The organism is Paraburkholderia sp. SECH4 (assembly GCF_030511745.1).
GTDB lineage: Bacteria > Pseudomonadota > Gammaproteobacteria > Burkholderiales > Burkholderiaceae > Paraburkholderia > Paraburkholderia madseniana.
In genome coordinates this window covers 1-14,712 of the sequence record NZ_JALOCP010000064.1, presented here as the reverse complement: position 1 = coordinate 14,712, position 14,712 = coordinate 1, and the positions used below count along the sequence as shown (strand labels likewise).

General features: G+C 59.4%; 12 protein-coding genes and 1 pseudogene. 8 read left to right on the top strand and 5 right to left on the bottom strand.

The features are described 5' to 3' along the window. The first annotated feature begins 18 nt into the window (after positions 1–18). Positions 19–753: an SDR family NAD(P)-dependent oxidoreductase gene (locus tag M0D67_RS39930; protein WP_308112632.1), complete on the top strand. Its 735-nt coding sequence runs from the start codon at positions 19–21 to the stop codon at positions 751–753. 128 nt (positions 754–881) lie between these two features. Here M0D67_RS39930 and M0D67_RS39925 read toward each other — a convergent pair whose 3' ends face one another. The 5 genes from M0D67_RS39925 to M0D67_RS39905 all read right to left on the bottom strand — a co-directional run bounded on the left by M0D67_RS39925 (position 882) and on the right by M0D67_RS39905 (position 5,925). After that, the gene (locus M0D67_RS39925) at positions 882–2,294 is read right to left on the bottom strand and encodes an aspartate ammonia-lyase (RefSeq protein WP_171928812.1); all 1,413 of its coding nucleotides are present in this window, start codon (positions 2,292–2,294) and stop codon (positions 882–884) included. Then, complete coding sequence (locus tag M0D67_RS39920; protein ID WP_154560138.1) at positions 2,287–3,270, bottom strand: LysR family transcriptional regulator; 984 nt, start codon at positions 3,268–3,270, stop codon at positions 2,287–2,289. Before M0D67_RS39920 ends, M0D67_RS39925 begins: the two co-directional genes overlap by 8 nt. Positions 3,271–3,336: 66 nt before the next feature. Beyond that, positions 3,337–4,734, bottom strand: a complete 1,398-nt coding sequence (locus M0D67_RS39915) for an MFS transporter (protein ID WP_171928813.1) — start codon at positions 4,732–4,734, stop codon at positions 3,337–3,339. A gap of 112 nt (positions 4,735–4,846) precedes the next feature. Further along, on the bottom strand, positions 4,847–5,188 hold the full coding sequence (locus M0D67_RS39910) for a plasmid pRiA4b ORF-3 family protein (RefSeq protein ID WP_154560140.1): 342 nt from the start codon (positions 5,186–5,188) through the stop codon (positions 4,847–4,849). Positions 5,189–5,220: 32 nt separating this feature from the next. Next, a complete protein-coding gene (locus tag M0D67_RS39905) occupies positions 5,221–5,925 on the bottom strand; it encodes a TetR/AcrR family transcriptional regulator (protein WP_168435671.1) in 705 nt (234 codons plus the stop codon). A gap of 372 nt (positions 5,926–6,297) precedes the next feature. On the opposite strand from M0D67_RS39905, the gene M0D67_RS39900 reads away from it, so the two are divergent. The 7 genes and pseudogenes from M0D67_RS39900 (at position 6,298) to M0D67_RS39870 (ending at position 14,427) form a co-directional block, all read left to right on the top strand. Next, positions 6,298–7,062 carry an enoyl-CoA hydratase/isomerase family protein gene (locus M0D67_RS39900; protein ID WP_154560141.1) on the top strand — a complete coding sequence of 255 codons (765 nt, stop codon included), beginning with the start codon at positions 6,298–6,300 and terminating at the stop codon, positions 7,060–7,062. A gap of 2 nt (positions 7,063–7,064) precedes the next feature. Beyond that, positions 7,065–8,300 carry a CaiB/BaiF CoA-transferase family protein gene (locus M0D67_RS39895; RefSeq protein WP_154560142.1) on the top strand — a complete coding sequence of 412 codons (1,236 nt, stop codon included), beginning with the start codon at positions 7,065–7,067 and terminating at the stop codon, positions 8,298–8,300. Beyond that, positions 8,290–9,627, top strand: a complete 1,338-nt coding sequence (gene fahA, locus M0D67_RS39890) for a fumarylacetoacetase (protein ID WP_171928814.1) — start codon at positions 8,290–8,292, stop codon at positions 9,625–9,627. Before M0D67_RS39895 ends, fahA begins: the two co-directional genes overlap by 11 nt. Before the next feature lie 143 nt (positions 9,628–9,770). Beyond that, on the top strand, positions 9,771–11,090 hold the full coding sequence (locus M0D67_RS39885) for an MFS transporter (RefSeq protein ID WP_233469061.1): 1,320 nt from the start codon (positions 9,771–9,773) through the stop codon (positions 11,088–11,090). Positions 11,091–11,269: 179 nt separating this feature from the next. Further along, positions 11,270–12,489 (top strand): annotated as a pseudogene (locus M0D67_RS39880) (CaiB/BaiF CoA transferase family protein). A 161-nt stretch (positions 12,490–12,650) separates the two neighbouring features. Continuing rightward, on the top strand, positions 12,651–13,838 hold the full coding sequence (locus M0D67_RS39875) for a porin (RefSeq protein ID WP_154560146.1): 1,188 nt from the start codon (positions 12,651–12,653) through the stop codon (positions 13,836–13,838). A gap of 118 nt (positions 13,839–13,956) precedes the next feature. Next, positions 13,957–14,427, top strand: a complete 471-nt coding sequence (locus M0D67_RS39870; protein WP_154560147.1) for a MaoC family dehydratase — start codon at positions 13,957–13,959, stop codon at positions 14,425–14,427. Positions 14,428–14,712 lie beyond the last annotated feature (285 nt).

Genomic DNA, 14,712 nt, shown 5'->3' with positions numbered 1-14,712 from the left:
TGCTAACTTCGCTCATACGTGGCAGTTCCAGTCCCTGTTGAATCCGGAGGAACCGTGAGTCGAACTGAGACCGCTTTGATTGTGGGCGCAGGAAAGGGATTGAGTGCTTCGCTCGCGCGACTGTTCGCAGCAGAGGGCATGCAGGTTGCGCTCGCTGCCCGCGATACCAGCAAGCTGACGGACCTCGTCGGCGAGACGGGCGCTCTGCCCTTACGTTGCGACGCCAGTCAACCGGACGATGTCACCGCACTTTTTGACCGCGTAGAAGACGCATTCGGCGCGCCCGACCTCGTTGTGTACAACGCGAGTGGCCGCTACCGCGCGGCAGTCGAAGACATCGACCCAGAGAAACTTGAGGACGCGCTTAAAGTGACCGCCGTCGGTGGCTTTCTAGTCGCCCAGGCCGCAGCCGTTCGAATGCTGGCGCGCGGCAGCGGCACCATCCTCCTGACCGGCGCTACGGCAAGTGTGAAAGGGCTGCCTGGTTCGACGCCATTTGCGATGGGCAAATTCGCGTTGCGAGGGATGGCCCAATGTATGGCGCGAGAACTCGCTCCGAAAAATATTCATGTCGCGCATTTCGTCATCGACGGCGGCATTGCGAGCAGCCGTCCTCAAGCGGACGATGCCAGCCATGAGGACAAATGGTTGGACCCTGACGCCATCGCCAAGGAATACCTCCATATCCATCGCCAGCATCGTAGTGCGTGGACATGGGAGGTTGAACTGCGACCCTGGATAGAGAAGTTTTAGCGCGTCTTGTCTTTCGACCGCAGTTCAGTAGCTCGTCATTTGCTGGCATGCTGCCGTTCATATAGAGTCAAGGGCGAGCAGACCCGGAATGGCTCCAGGTCTGCTCGCTCCTCGCTCGCAGCGAACGCTTATGCGTCAAACACCGGATACGACGCGTTGCGGATTGCCGTGATGGTGTCTTGCGTGGAAAGCACTCCGGACTCGTCCAGAATCGAAATCAAAGAGCGACCTTCAGCCACGGATTGGCGCGCAAGTTTGCTGACTCGGGCGTAGCCAATCTTCGGAACCAGTGCCGTGGCAACTGCCATGGATTCCATCAAATGCTGCTCGTTACGCGCAACATCCGCCTTGATGCCCTTGACGCACTTCTGCGAGAAACGCTGAATGCCGTTTGTGAGCAGCGCAATGCTGTCGAAAACGCGCGACGCGACCACGGGCTCAAAATGGTTGATTTCCAGTTCGCCGTACTGCACGGCCTGCGCAACTGCAACGTCATTTCCAACAACCGCAAAACTTAGCTGAATGATTGCCATCGGCAGGACAGGGTTGACCTTGCCCGGCATGATGGACGACCCGGCCTGCGCTTCCGGCAGCTTCAACTCTCCGAGGCCGCCGACAGGGCCCGAGGACAGGACTGTCAGGTCAGATGCGATTTTTGCGAGGGATACAGCACAGGTACGAAGCTCAGCCGAAACGCGCGAGAACACATCCATGTTCTGCATTGCATCGAACGAATTTCCCGGTGCCTGGTATTCCACGCCTGTGATGCTGCCAAGGTGCGTGTACACGGCGGCACGATAACCCGCGGGAGCACCGAAGCCGGTGCCAATCGCGGTGCCCCCCAGAGGCAGTGTTCGGAGCTTGTCGCGGACTGCCACGAGTTCCTCTGCCAAACGGGCTGTCAGAGACGCATAGCCTCCGAATAGTTGGCCCAGACGCATCGGCTGGGCGTCCTGCAGGCAGGTGCGGCCCAGATGCAGCACGTCGGCGAACTCGGCGGCTTTGCTATCAAAGAGAGCTGCAAGCTGCGTGACCTCTTTGATTAACGGTTCGAGCATAGCGTATGTCGCAATTTTCAACGCCGCTGGATAGGCGTCGTTGGTGGATTGGGACTGGTTGACGTGGTCATTTGGATGAATCAATTCGTAGTTTCCGGCAGCGTGACCCAATAGCTGCTGGGCGCGATTGGCGATGACCTCGTTGAAGTTCATGTTGGTGGACGTCCCGCCCGATCCTTCCATCAGGTCGACCACGAGCGAAGAGTCGAAGTGCCCCTCGATGACTTGCTGGCAAGCTTTGACGATAGCCTCACATTGCTCTTTGGTGAGTACTTCGTTGTCGCGGTTGGCCAAAGCTGCCGCCCACTTGACCCGGGCGAAAGCGTCGCGAAACTGCGGGAAGTGAGCGATATTCAGGGATGAAACCGTGAGGTTCTCAACGCCACGAACCGTGTTCACGCCGTACAGCCTGTTAGCGGGAATGGTGACCTCGCCGACATAGTCACGTTCAACTCGCTGTTCACCTTGAGTAAGCTTATTCATAAGAATTCCTTTCGCCAACGGTAATAAGTTTCTCTATTTCTCCGCCGAGAGCTTTCAGCCTCGGCATGAATGATGTTTCAATTACTTCGCGCGCTGTCTCGCACGCATCATCAAAAAAAGCGTTGTATTCGTCCCGGCGCGCTACCAGATAAAGAGAGCGCTCGAGACCCAACTTTTCAACCACATGGGTCGCAACGTTGCCCGCATGCGTGACACCCTGAAGAAGACACATCGGCGAGGTGATGGCCCATCCAATTCCTTCCGCAACCATCGAGGTCAAAGCATCGGCATTGTCCAGTTCAAGCCGGTTTGGAAGCCGTACTTCAATCCGCCGCAAATACCGCTCGATCTGCAATCCAACCTGTGATGTGCGATTGAACCGGACGATGGGTAAGCTGCTGCCAAGCGCGCGTACATCCTCGATGGTTCGCACAGGCTTTCTTAGCTCCCTCGGCGTGATAACAAAGTAGCGCTCCGAGAAGAGTCGGTACCGGACCACGTCATTGGCGTCAGCCAGCGGGTCGCTCGTGACGATCAGGTCCAGGTCGCGGCGCAGAAGCGCTTCACCCTGCTGGGGACTCAAACCGGTACGTATCGACAACTGCGACACTTTCCCCAGCAGGTTCTTGGTGAAAACCGAGCCGCAAGTCGACGCAAACGAATCGACCAGTCCGATACGCAAGTCCGGTTTGATGCCTCGTCCGGCTTCGACTACCTGTGCCTTCAGATTGGCAATCTCTTCGCTTAACACGGTGCCCCGGTTCCGAAGTGCGATGCCAAAGGGTGTTAGCGCCAGCGGCCGGGTCGTGCGGTTCACCAGCACGACGCCCAGTTCTTCTTCGAGTTGCCGAATGATTTGCGACACGCCTGATTGAGATATGCCCAACCTGGTTGCCGCCGAAGACATACTTCCCGCTTCCGCCACGGCGACAAAGACCTGTACCGCATGCATATCGATTGGTTTGTTCGGCGACATGGCGTGTCCTGATAAAAGCGTACTGGCTTATGTTCACGCGTCCGGGCCGCTGCCTTCCAAAGGGCATCAGATGCGTGGCTTGCTGCTACCCAACGCTGAGGCAGCGATGGATGCGTCATGTCGCTCTTCAGCTATCGGTTGGTCATCGGTTGCGGAGTCGGACTTTACGTCCGCGAGGCTTTCCCCACCTGTTTCGGGCGCCAGCATGTGACAGAAGACTCCGCCGAAAAGCAGCACCGCGACACAGACACCCAATGAAGCGTGAATGCCGACGTGCTGAACGGCGAGCGGCAGCAGAAACGTGCTGATGGCTGAACCGAAGCGGCTCGCGGCGACCGCGAGGCCAACGCCAGATGCTCGAAGGTGCGTCGGGAAGAGTTCGGGCGGATAGACAAATTCGAGGTTCGCCGCAGCCGAGAGAATGCATGCGAAGAGGCCGAACGCCAGCATCGTGCCGATGGGTCCAAAGCTGGCATAGGCGAGCACAGCCAAAGCAAGCGCCGCAAAGTAGAAGGTCCCGATGAGGAACGTGCGACGGGAGAGCCTATCGATGAGCAACAGGCCAATCACGGCGCCGGCAAAGAGCAGGATGTTGTAGACGAGGCCGCCCACGAACTTGTCTTTTACTTGCAGCGCCTCGAGAACCTTCGGCGAAAACGTGCCCAACGCGAAATACGGAATGACCTGGCACGTGTAGAAGACGCAGCCAACGATGGTGTTCTTGCGCCAACGCGGCGAGAACAGCTCCGACCAGGCACCGCGATGCTGTTGAGACGCACCAGCCGGCTTAGAAAGCATGACGTCAGGGCCGAACTTGCGACGGATGATCGCAAGCGCTTCGTCGCCACGTCCACGTTTCATGAGCCACATCGGCGACTCAGGCACGATGAGGCGGAACGGAAGAATCAGCAGGGCCGGAATTCCGCTCGCGGCAAGCATGAGCCGCCATGCGTCAGGGCCGATGTCCCGCATGGCGAAGCCGGCAAGATAGGCACCGACATACCCCGCTGCCCACGCCGCAGCGAGCACGCTAAGCAGACGTCCGCGATAGCGGCGCGGCGAGTACTCCGTCACAAGGGATTTGCTGACCACATAGTCGGCGCCGAGGATGAACCCGAGCACGAGGCGCAACACCAGCAACTGTGCGGGTGACGTCACGAAATATTGAGCGGCCGAGACGACCGCGAAGAGCAGCATGTCGAACGCAAAAATCGTCCGGCGGCCGTACTTGTCCGCAATCGGGCCTGCCAGCATGCTGCCGAAGAAGAGCCCCGCCAGCGACGCCGCTCCAAGCAACCCCATCCAGACGGCATTGAGATGTAACGGACCGGCAGCCATGCTGACGGCAATGCCGATAATCCCCAGAACAAAACCATCGCTGAACTGCCCGCCTGTTCCGCTGAAAGCCACCCCTATGTGAAAGGGGCGGAGCGGTAAATCCTCCAGCAACACCTGTTTGTTCACAATCGTCTCCTGTCTCGTTCTGGTGCTCAATCAGACTGCACCTTGGAAACCAGTGTATGGTGACGACTTCAGGAAAACAGCATGTCACAAGTCAGTATCACTAACTCTAATACTATGCCGCATTGGAACTGAATCTGCGAGCTGCAGATAGCTCGAGGCTTATGGCGAGATCTGCGAGCACACTTTGTTGTGTGCGCATAGCCAGTGACAGGGTGTCTGGACCGTCAAAGAACTGCAGCGCGCCGTCGGGATGCCCGCCGTAACGCCAGCAGCGAATGACGAACTGGTGCAGATGTGCGTCGTTCCAGCCCATGGCGAGCTGCATCACATGATGCAGTTGCGCGATCGTAATCTGCTCGGGAACCAGCAGGCGCCGCCAGACCGGCGGGCTGACGCCCCGTAGACTGATTCGCAACTGGAGCACGGAAGTGGTTTGGGAAGAATCACCGAACATCGACCCACTATAGCTGCTCCCCCGAGCCATATTCACAGGTCAGACTTCAGCCCCCACTTTGGCGCGGTCTCCGAGTCGGGGAGTTGCCGAATGACCTCTTCGAGACTCGATGCGCCTGCCGCAACCGCACTGAGGAACATGCTGATTGAAAACTCCACCACCTGATCGATTGAAAGCGGTTTATCGGATCGAGGCATGCGATCTGAGAGGATCAGCGTCGCGAGTCCGTGCTCCACGCTCCAGGCAGCATGGGTGACGAGCGTCAGCGATTGCTCTTCCCATTGCTTTTCCAACGCAAATTGCTCAACAGACGAAGCGAAAAGCCGGAACGACTTCGTGATCTCCGTGCTGAGCTCCGGGTAAGAATCGCGCGCGACGATCCGAGGACCGACCATCAATTCGAATAACCCGTTATAGCGCTGGGCAAACTCCACATAGACTCTCATCATCCGATATGCCTTCGAAAGCGCCGTCTCGTCGGATGCCGCTATTGTGGCGCGCAGCGCCGCGAGATCGCGAAAGCCATCTGCTGCAATGGCAGCCAGCAGGCCTTCCTTGCCGGCGAAATGGTGAGAAGGCGCCGCCTCCGACACACCTGCTTTACGTGCCAGGTAGCGCAGACTGAGTTCGTGGACGCCTATCTCCTCCAAAGCGCGACGCCCCTCTGCAATCAGTGCATTACGCAGATTTCCGTGGTGATATGGCACGGACACGTCAGTCGATGCTTTTGAATTCACGATGGCACCATGAAAGTGGTCAGACTATTAAAAGTACAAATCTGCTTCGCAACACGCCTCGCACGCCGCTTGCCGATATCCCGGCGCACATGCTAATCGCACTCTCCTCTCCCCCAGCATCGGGAATACCCTAATTTTAAACCAACTTATCAGTGTTAGGATCAAGTCATTGATTCGCACGGCACAAGGCATGGACAGTTTTTGCGCGGCGTAGGCGCGGAACGCACAGCCAGATCGTTGAAAACGGCAAACCGGCCTGGCCTGACACGCTCTCAAGGTAGGCATATACCTTGTATTTCGCATTCCTATATTTTTTACAGTCTTCGTAACAATTCGTCCGGCAACCCATCGGACCAACACGCAGGATAAGACATGAGCATCGTTCTCTTTGAAAAAGACGGCGCCGTCGGCGTCGTCACCATGGCAAAACCGCCCCACAACCTGCTCGACGATATCTTTATTCAGGAACTGCTCGCCGCATACAGCAGAGCCGTCGAGGAAGGGTGCCGATCGATTCTCCTGCGTAGCGGCATGCGCCACTTCTGCGCGGGCGCGGACGTGACAGCATTCGCAGCGGGCGGCCGACGCCGCGATCAGACTAACCTCGAGGCGCTGCTCGATGCCCTCGAGAATATCCGCATCCCTGTGGTAGCGGCCGTGCATGGCGGTGCGCTCGGCGGTGGCTTCGAACTGGCATTGACCTGCGACATGATCCTGGCGGCCGACACGGCTTTCTTCGGTATGGCTGAAGCGTCTCTCGGTCTGTTGCCGCTGCTCGGCGGCGTTCAGAGAGTCGTGCAGCGTGTGGGCGTGGCACGCGCCAAAGAAATGGCAATGTTCGGCCGGCGTCACGATCCGGCAGCACTCGAACGCTGGGGTGCCATCAACCTCGTCGTCGCCGAGGCCGAATTGCCGAATGTGTCGATGTCATGGGCCCGCCAGCTTGCAGCCGGCCCCACGGTCGCCCTGGGCGGTATCAAGAAATTGGCGAATCTTTCGGCGCGCCGTGGCATCGAAGGTGCCGATGCACAGCAGACCGAGGTGAACAACATGATGTGGGCAAGCGCCGACCAGAAGCGCGGTCTGCAGTCCTTCGCGAAGACCGGTCCGGGCTCCGCAGTATTCGAGGGGAACTGATCATGAACGCACCACTCGACGGGCTGAAAGTCATCGACTTCACACGCGTGCTCGCGGGCCCGCTGTGTACCAAAACACTGCGCGATCTCGGCGCCGACGTGACCAAGATCGAACCGCCCGGTGGCGACTCGGGCCGCGGAGGCGTGCCTCACATTGACGGGATGTCGGTCTACTATGCGCAGCAGAATGCGGGTAAGCGCAATCTCAGCATCGACCTGAACTGGCCCGAAGCACGCGAAATCGTGATCGACATGTGCCGCGACGCCGACGTCATCGTTGAGAATTTTCGCCCCGGCACGCTCAACCGCTTCGGTCTTGGCTATGAGCAGGTTCGCGAGTTTAATCCGGGAGTCGTCTACGTTTCCATCAGCGGCTATGGACAGACCGGGCCGTGGCGCAACCGACCCGCGTTTGCCCCGACGGTGCAAGCGGAAACCGGCTTGACCGACATTCTGCAACAGCACTACGGCGAATCGCTTTCTGAACTCAAGAACGATGCCTGCAGCCATGCGGATGTCTACACCGGCCTGCATGCCGCAATTGCGGTGCTCGCCGCAATCCAGCATCGCAACCGCACCGGGGAAGGACAGCACGTCGATGTCGCGATGGCCGCGACCATGCTCGCGGTCAACGAGCGCGCTGGCGCGCAACTGTCCGGGATTGACACACAGGGCGAGCCACCGGCGCTGAGCGCGCCTGAATCCCATATCTTCAAGCTACCGGACGGACGTCAGTTGACCATCGCCGCGAGTCCCATCTACTCGCCGATGTTCGTCCGCTACTGCTCCATGATGCGTCGAACGGATCTGCTGCTCGACCCGCGCTTTGCGACCGCGCCACTGCGCCGCCTGAACCTCGATGCCCTGCTGAGCGAAGTCCGCGCCTGGATTCTCACCTTCACCGACCTGGAGGAACTTCAGGCGCAGGTGAGCGAACAAGGCCTCGCTGTCGGTGTGGTCCGCAGCACGAATGACCTCGCGGAATCTGAGTGGGCGCAAGACTGGGGCGCGATTGTCCAGGTGGACGATCGCTCGGGCGGCACGATGCGCATGCCGGGCGTGCCATGGCGCTTCAGTAGCGCAACCTTGCCGCCGCCTGGCGTCCCTGCTTTCCAGGGCGAACACAACGTCGAGTTACTCGCCGAGCGCGACGTCGATCCCGCTTTGATCGAGGAACTGCGTCAACGCCGTGTGCTGCTTAGCCGCCGGAGCCTGCGGGGTGAATTCGATGAACCTTGACCGTACGCACGATGCGGCTGTCAAGAGCTGGCTTGCATCGGCCAATGAGCCTCACTGCGACTTTCCGCTGCAGAATCTCCCCTACGCGATCTTTCGCCGCAAGGGAGAGTCGGAGGCGTTTCGCGCAGGTATCGCGCTGGGAGACCAGGTCATCGACCTGGCCGCCCTCCTTCGCGAACGCTGCCTCAGCGGCCTCGCCATGCAGGCGGCCATCGCCTGCACGCAACCTTCGCTCAACGAGTTCTTCGCCATGGGCCCGGGCGCATGGCGAGCCTTGAGGCACGCCGTCTTCGCGCTTTTCGAAGCGCCAGCGGGAAACGTGTCGGCGACGCCTGATACCGACGTGCTGCGCCGGTGTCTCGTTCCGCAGGCGCTGGTCGAATACAGCTTGCCAGCCCGCATCGGCGACTACACCGATTTCTATACGTCGATCGACCATGCCCGCAACATCGTCAAGCTGCTGCGCCCAGACCCGGTACTGTCGCCAAACTTTCAGTGGATGCCTATCGCCTATCACGGACGTGTCTCGAGCATTGGAATATCCGGCGAGGAAGTCCGGCGACCGCTTGGACAACGACTTGTTGCGGGGCACAGCGTGCCTGAGGTATCCGCGTGTGCGCGGTTGGACTATGAACTCGAACTGGGAATCTTCATCGGCGTTGGCAACCAGCAGGGTGAGCCGATTCCCGTCACGCGTGCCGAACAACATGTGTTCGGCCTTTGCCTGCTGAACGACTGGTCCGCTCGCGACATACAGATGTGGGAATCGACACCCCTGGGGCCGTTTCTCGCGAAGAATTTCGCTACCACAATCTCTCCGTGGATCGTCACCATGGAAGCGCTGGCGCCGTTTCGTCATGCATGGGAGCGGCCCGCAGACGAGCCTCAACCGCTGGCGTATCTCGATGCGCCCGCCAACCGCAGCGAAGGCGGTATCGACATCCAGCTCGAGGTATGGCTGGAGTCCGAGCGGCAGCGTGCAAGTCAGGCACCTGCCGCACGGCTGTCAAACACGAGCTTCCGTCACCAGTACTGGACGGTCGCGCAAATGGTCGCGCATCACACCATTGGCGGCTGCAACCTGCAGAGCGGTGACCTGCTCGGTAGCGGCACGATCTCGGGACCAACGGCCGCTGAGGCTGGCGCCTTGATCGAACTCACTGCCGCAGGAAAGACACCCGTCGCTCTGGGCAATGGCGAAACGCGCGGCTTCCTGGAGGACGGCGATGCGGTCGTCATGAAGGGTTGGTGTGAGCGGCCCGGATTTGCGCGCATCGGGTTCGGAGAGAACCGCGGAGCAGTACTGCCCGCGCGAACGATTGTGTAGAAGCCGTAGTTGCACCGTCACGGGAACGCGGGCGACAACGCCCGCTCCCGCACTGGAACTGTCATGACACGGGCCAAACAGATCCGGGCATATCACCAAGGAGACACTTCATGAACTCGCTCTATGACGCCGATACGAACGCCTTGAGCGACGCATCCGAAATCACGCTACGACGCGCCTATTCGGCTTCGGAATGGAGAATCATTCCGCTTCTCTTCCTGCTATGGCTGCTCGCGTGGGTCGATCGTGCCAATGTCGCGTTCGCGAAATTACAGATGCTGTCCGATCTGCACTTCAGTGAAACGGTGTACGGCTTCGGTGCGGGACTGTTCTTCCTCGGTTATGTGGTGTTCGGCATACCCAGCACGACAGTTCAGCAAAGGCTCGGTGCAAGACGAACGATCTCCGTGATTGCCATCGGTTGGGGACTCACCAGCATTGCAATGATGTTCGTCCGTAGCGCACCTCTCTTCTACTTTCTGCGGTTCCTGCTGGGCGCGTTCGAGGCTGGCTTCTATCCGGGCGTAATTCTCTATCTGAATCTATGGTTTCCAACGAAACGGAGAACCCGAAACTTCAGCATTTTCCATTCGGCCGCTATTTGTTCGACTGTAGCCGTAGGCCTGTCCGGCGGCTTCGTGCTGCAACATATGAGCGGCGTGTTGTCCCTCGCGGGCTGGCGCTGGATGTTTCTGGTGCAGGCAGCCCCCACCCTGCTGCTGGGCTGCCTCGTACTATTTGTCCTCTCCGATGGGCCGCAGACAGCGTCCTGGCTGTCCCCTGAAGAACGGCTGCTCATCGAGGCCGACCTCGCTCGCGACCGCAAACGCGCCTCTGCGGAAGTGAACCACCAGCGACCGCTGCTTGCCAATCCGGTTGTCTGGGTACTGGTTGCCGTCTATTTTTGCATCCTCAGTGCCAATACGGCGCTGAGCTTCTTCATTCCGACCATTCTGCGGGATGCGGGATTTGGTGGCTACACAGCGATCGGCAACGCTATCGCGGCCATCTGTATTCTTGGCGCTGTCGGCAACATTGCATTCTGCACATACGCGAGCCGTCACGGTGACCTCCGCTACCACTGCTCGATTGCCTCTGTGGTGAGCGTCGCGAGCCTGCTTCTGCTGGTACTCGTGTGGCACAGCAGTCGCACCGCCACCTTTGTGACGCTCGCCCTCGCGCTCGCAGGCACAGGTGCCGGCATCTCTCTGTTCTGGCAGATTCCGATGCGGTACCTGAAGGCTAGTGGGGCCACGGTCGGAGTGGCCTTCATTAGTTCGGTTGCGAACCTCGCAGGTTTTCTGACGCCGTGGCTTACCGGGTACGTACGGGAAGCTACCGGCACCTATACAAGTGGCTTTGTCACCGCTGCGTGCATGCAAGCATTGGCCGCGGTCATGCTCGTTGTGATCTTGCCAATTGCTTCCCGTAAGAATCAGCCTCTCCTTTCCAGTGAGGGATGAAGCTGCCGCCCGCGACCGTACTACCCCGTAGCGAACCGATCGTTGCGCCGGATTTTAGCCAACCAGGCGTAACCCTTTAAGTCCAGAAATCGGCTTCCGTGCCCGGGCACTTGACACTCGCTGCGCAACGCTTCATACCAAATTAATAGCATTACTAAACGACTATATTTTTACCAATTATGGGCGCTCTCAATCATATCCGTGTGCTGGATCTCACCCGCGTGCTGGCCGGTCCGTGGTGCGCACAGACGCTCGCCGATTTCGGCGCCGACGTCATCAAGATCGAACGACCCGAAGTCGGCGACGACACGCGTCACTGGGGCCCTCCGTACCTGAAGACGCCGGACGGCGCAGATACGCGCGAGGCAGCCTACTATCTCGCCGCGAACCGCAACAAGCGCTCGGTGACCGTGGATATCGCGACGCCCGAAGGGCAGCGCATTGTCCGCGAGCTGGTCGCCCACAGCGACGTGGTGCTGGAGAACTACAAGGTCGGCCAGTTGAAGAAATATGGCCTCGACTACGCCTCGCTGAAAGAAATCAAGCCGGACATCATCTATTGCTCGGTGACCGGATTTGGTCAGACTGGACCCTATGCGCAGCGTGCGGGCTACGACTTCATCATCCAGGGAATAGGCGGCTTCATGAGCATCACCGGGGAGCGCGACGGCTTGCCTGGCGGCGGCCCTCAAAAGGCGGGGTGGCGATCACAGACCTGATGACGGGTATGTACTCAAGCGTCGCCGTGCTGACAGCCCTCACCCATCGCGACCGTACCGGCGAAGGCCAGTACATCGACATGGCGCTGCTCGACGTGCAGGTCGCCATGCTCGCGAACGTTAGCTCGAACTTCCTCGCCAGCGGCCAGCCGCCGGTGCGCTGGGGCAACGCGCATCCGAACATCGTGCCCTACCAGACCTTCCAGACCAGCGATGGCTGGATCATCGTCGCGGTCGGCAACGACGGGCAGTTCCGGAAATTTGTCGAAGCCGGCGGCCGGCTGGAACTGGCCGACGACGAGCGCTTCGCCACCAATCCGGCGCGCGTGCGCAATCGCGAGACCCTGGTGCCGATTCTCGCGGAGATGGTCCGCGTACGCGGAAAGCATGAATGGATCGCTGCACTCGAAGCTGCCAGCGTGCCCTGCGGCCCAATCAACGATCTCGGCGAGGTATTCGAGAACGAGCAGGTGGTGGCGCGCGGACTGCAACTCGACCTGCCCCACCCATCCGGCGGCACCGTGAAGGTGGTGCGCAACCCGATCAACATGAGCGCAACGCCGCCTCAGGCGCTCATCCACCCGCCTCAGCTTGGCGAACATACAACTGACGTTCTGCGCGTCGTCCTGGGCTATGACGATGAACGAATCGCGGCATTACGCGAAAACTTGGTGATCTGAAGGGCCGTCCGGGTGCTGCCTCGATTTGTGCGCGGTGTCAGGCAGTGCAATGCCAGCACCGCGGGTTTTTGAAGTGAGCCGTTCCGCCGCTCAGGTCGCCAGGAGACCAACGGCACATTGCTGAATCAATATTTACCTATAACGCTTCGATGGGGACATACATGGAATTGAGGAAGGCGATTTTTCTTGCGACCAGCGGACTGGCTAGCGCATCGGCCTGCGCGCAAAGCAGCGTGACGCTCTACGGTCTGGTTGATGCAGGTATCGGTTATGTGAACAACGTGGCCAGCCGGCCCGGAGCCATCGGTGCCCGCAAAATACAGGAAACATCCGGTGTCGGTGCCCCGTCCCGATGGGGCTTTCGCGGGGTCGAGGATCTGGGTGGCGGCAATTCCGCCATCTTCGTGCTCGAGAACGGCTTCAGCGTCGCCAGCGGCACGCTATTGCAAGGTTCACGTTTATTCGGCCGCCAGGCATATGTTGGACTGGTCAACAAGGATCTGGGGACCGCGACCTTCGGGAGACAGTACGACTCGGTCGTCGACTTCGTCGGACCTTTTGTTTCTTCCAGACAATGGGCGACTCAATATGGCGCGCACGTCGGTGACATCGACAATCTCTACACCACCTTCCGCATCAACAACTCCGTCAAGTACACCAGTCCCACCTATCGTGGGCTGGCCTTCGGAGGGTTATACGCCTTCAGCAATCAGGCTGCCGGTTCAGCTGGCACCGGCTTCTCAAACAATAGCGCATGGAGCGTCGGCGCGAGCTACGCAGCGGGACCTGTAACGCTGGGAGCTGGTCACCTGCACCTCTCAAGCCCTTCGGCCGGGGGTACGGGAGGAAGCAATACTGGCGGCGCCATCGTCGGCGATTACACGAGCGTCACCGATATCTTCTATGCACGTCCGGTCAAGACCCAGGACGTCACCGGCGCAGGCGTGGCATACCAGTTGGACGCAGCGACGCTGGGGTTCGCATATACAGTGGCCAAGTTGCGGTACGTCGACCATTCGAGCTTTTCTCTTTCGAACTATGAGGCCAACACAAAGTACCAGATTACCCCGGCCTTTCTTGCTGGCGTCGCATTCATTTACAGCGACGGAAAGGTAGGTGGTGCCTCGAAAATAGCTAACATTACTGATGGGACCCACCCTCGTTGGGCGCAGATAAACCTGGGGGCGCAATACCTGCTTAGCAAAACTACGACAACGTATGTCGCCGCGGTCTATCAGAAGGCCCTGGGCGATGCCCTGACCGCAACGATCGACAGCGTGGGCGGTCCAACGGGCTCCAATTCGAAATACCAGCTCGCCGTTACCGCTGGCTTGCGCGTCAGGTTCTAGTACAGCTTCCCCGATAGCAAAGTTATTGCTATTCGAACGCGACGTCCCGTCAACCGACAATCGCCCGCAGAACCGACTGCGCGCGGGATCGACAGTCACTTACCCATCCGGAGTAAATATGAGTTCCCTACAAGACGCCCAACTGCTGGGGCGTGGTTTCTACTGGCAGGAGATTCAGGCCGGTCAGCGCTTTCGCACGTATCGTCGCACGGTAACCGAAACCGACCTTGTCAATTTCATCTCGGTGACCGGCATGCTCGAGGCCATTTTCATCGACGCGGACTACGAGCACGGCGCCATGCGTGGCCGTGCGGTCCCCGCTGCGCTGACGAGCGGCCTGATCGAAGGACTGTTATTCCAGACGATGATACAAGGCACCGGTCTGGCACTTCTGGATCTGACGTTAAAGGCTCACGGTCCGGTTCTCGTCAACGATTCGATCTATGGGATAGTGGAAGTCGAGGAAGTGAAACCCACATCCAAAAACAATCGTGCAGTCGTGACGAGCCGCATCGACGTGTTGAATCAGCGTGATGAGCGCGTGCTTTCATACACCGCGAAGCGGTTGCTGGCCGGTCGCCCCGCTTAAGGTCCGGAAGCACGGCACCGCCGTGCGTTGCTCGTCAACGCATCCGCGTCTTCAAGTCGTGCACCGTGATCGATCAGCTTTGTCGATGCAATTTCCCCCGAAGACGGGCCCAAGGCAGGGACACATCAGGCTACATCGTCGGGATGCAGACCGTTTTTGAATCCAGGCGCGAGTATTCCCCGTATATGCGGTCAGAGCCGTGCAATTACGCGTGGCAACTCTGGGGAGTGCACCATGAAATGCAAGCCTATGTTCGTCGCTGTCGCACTGTCAGCAGCCGTCTCT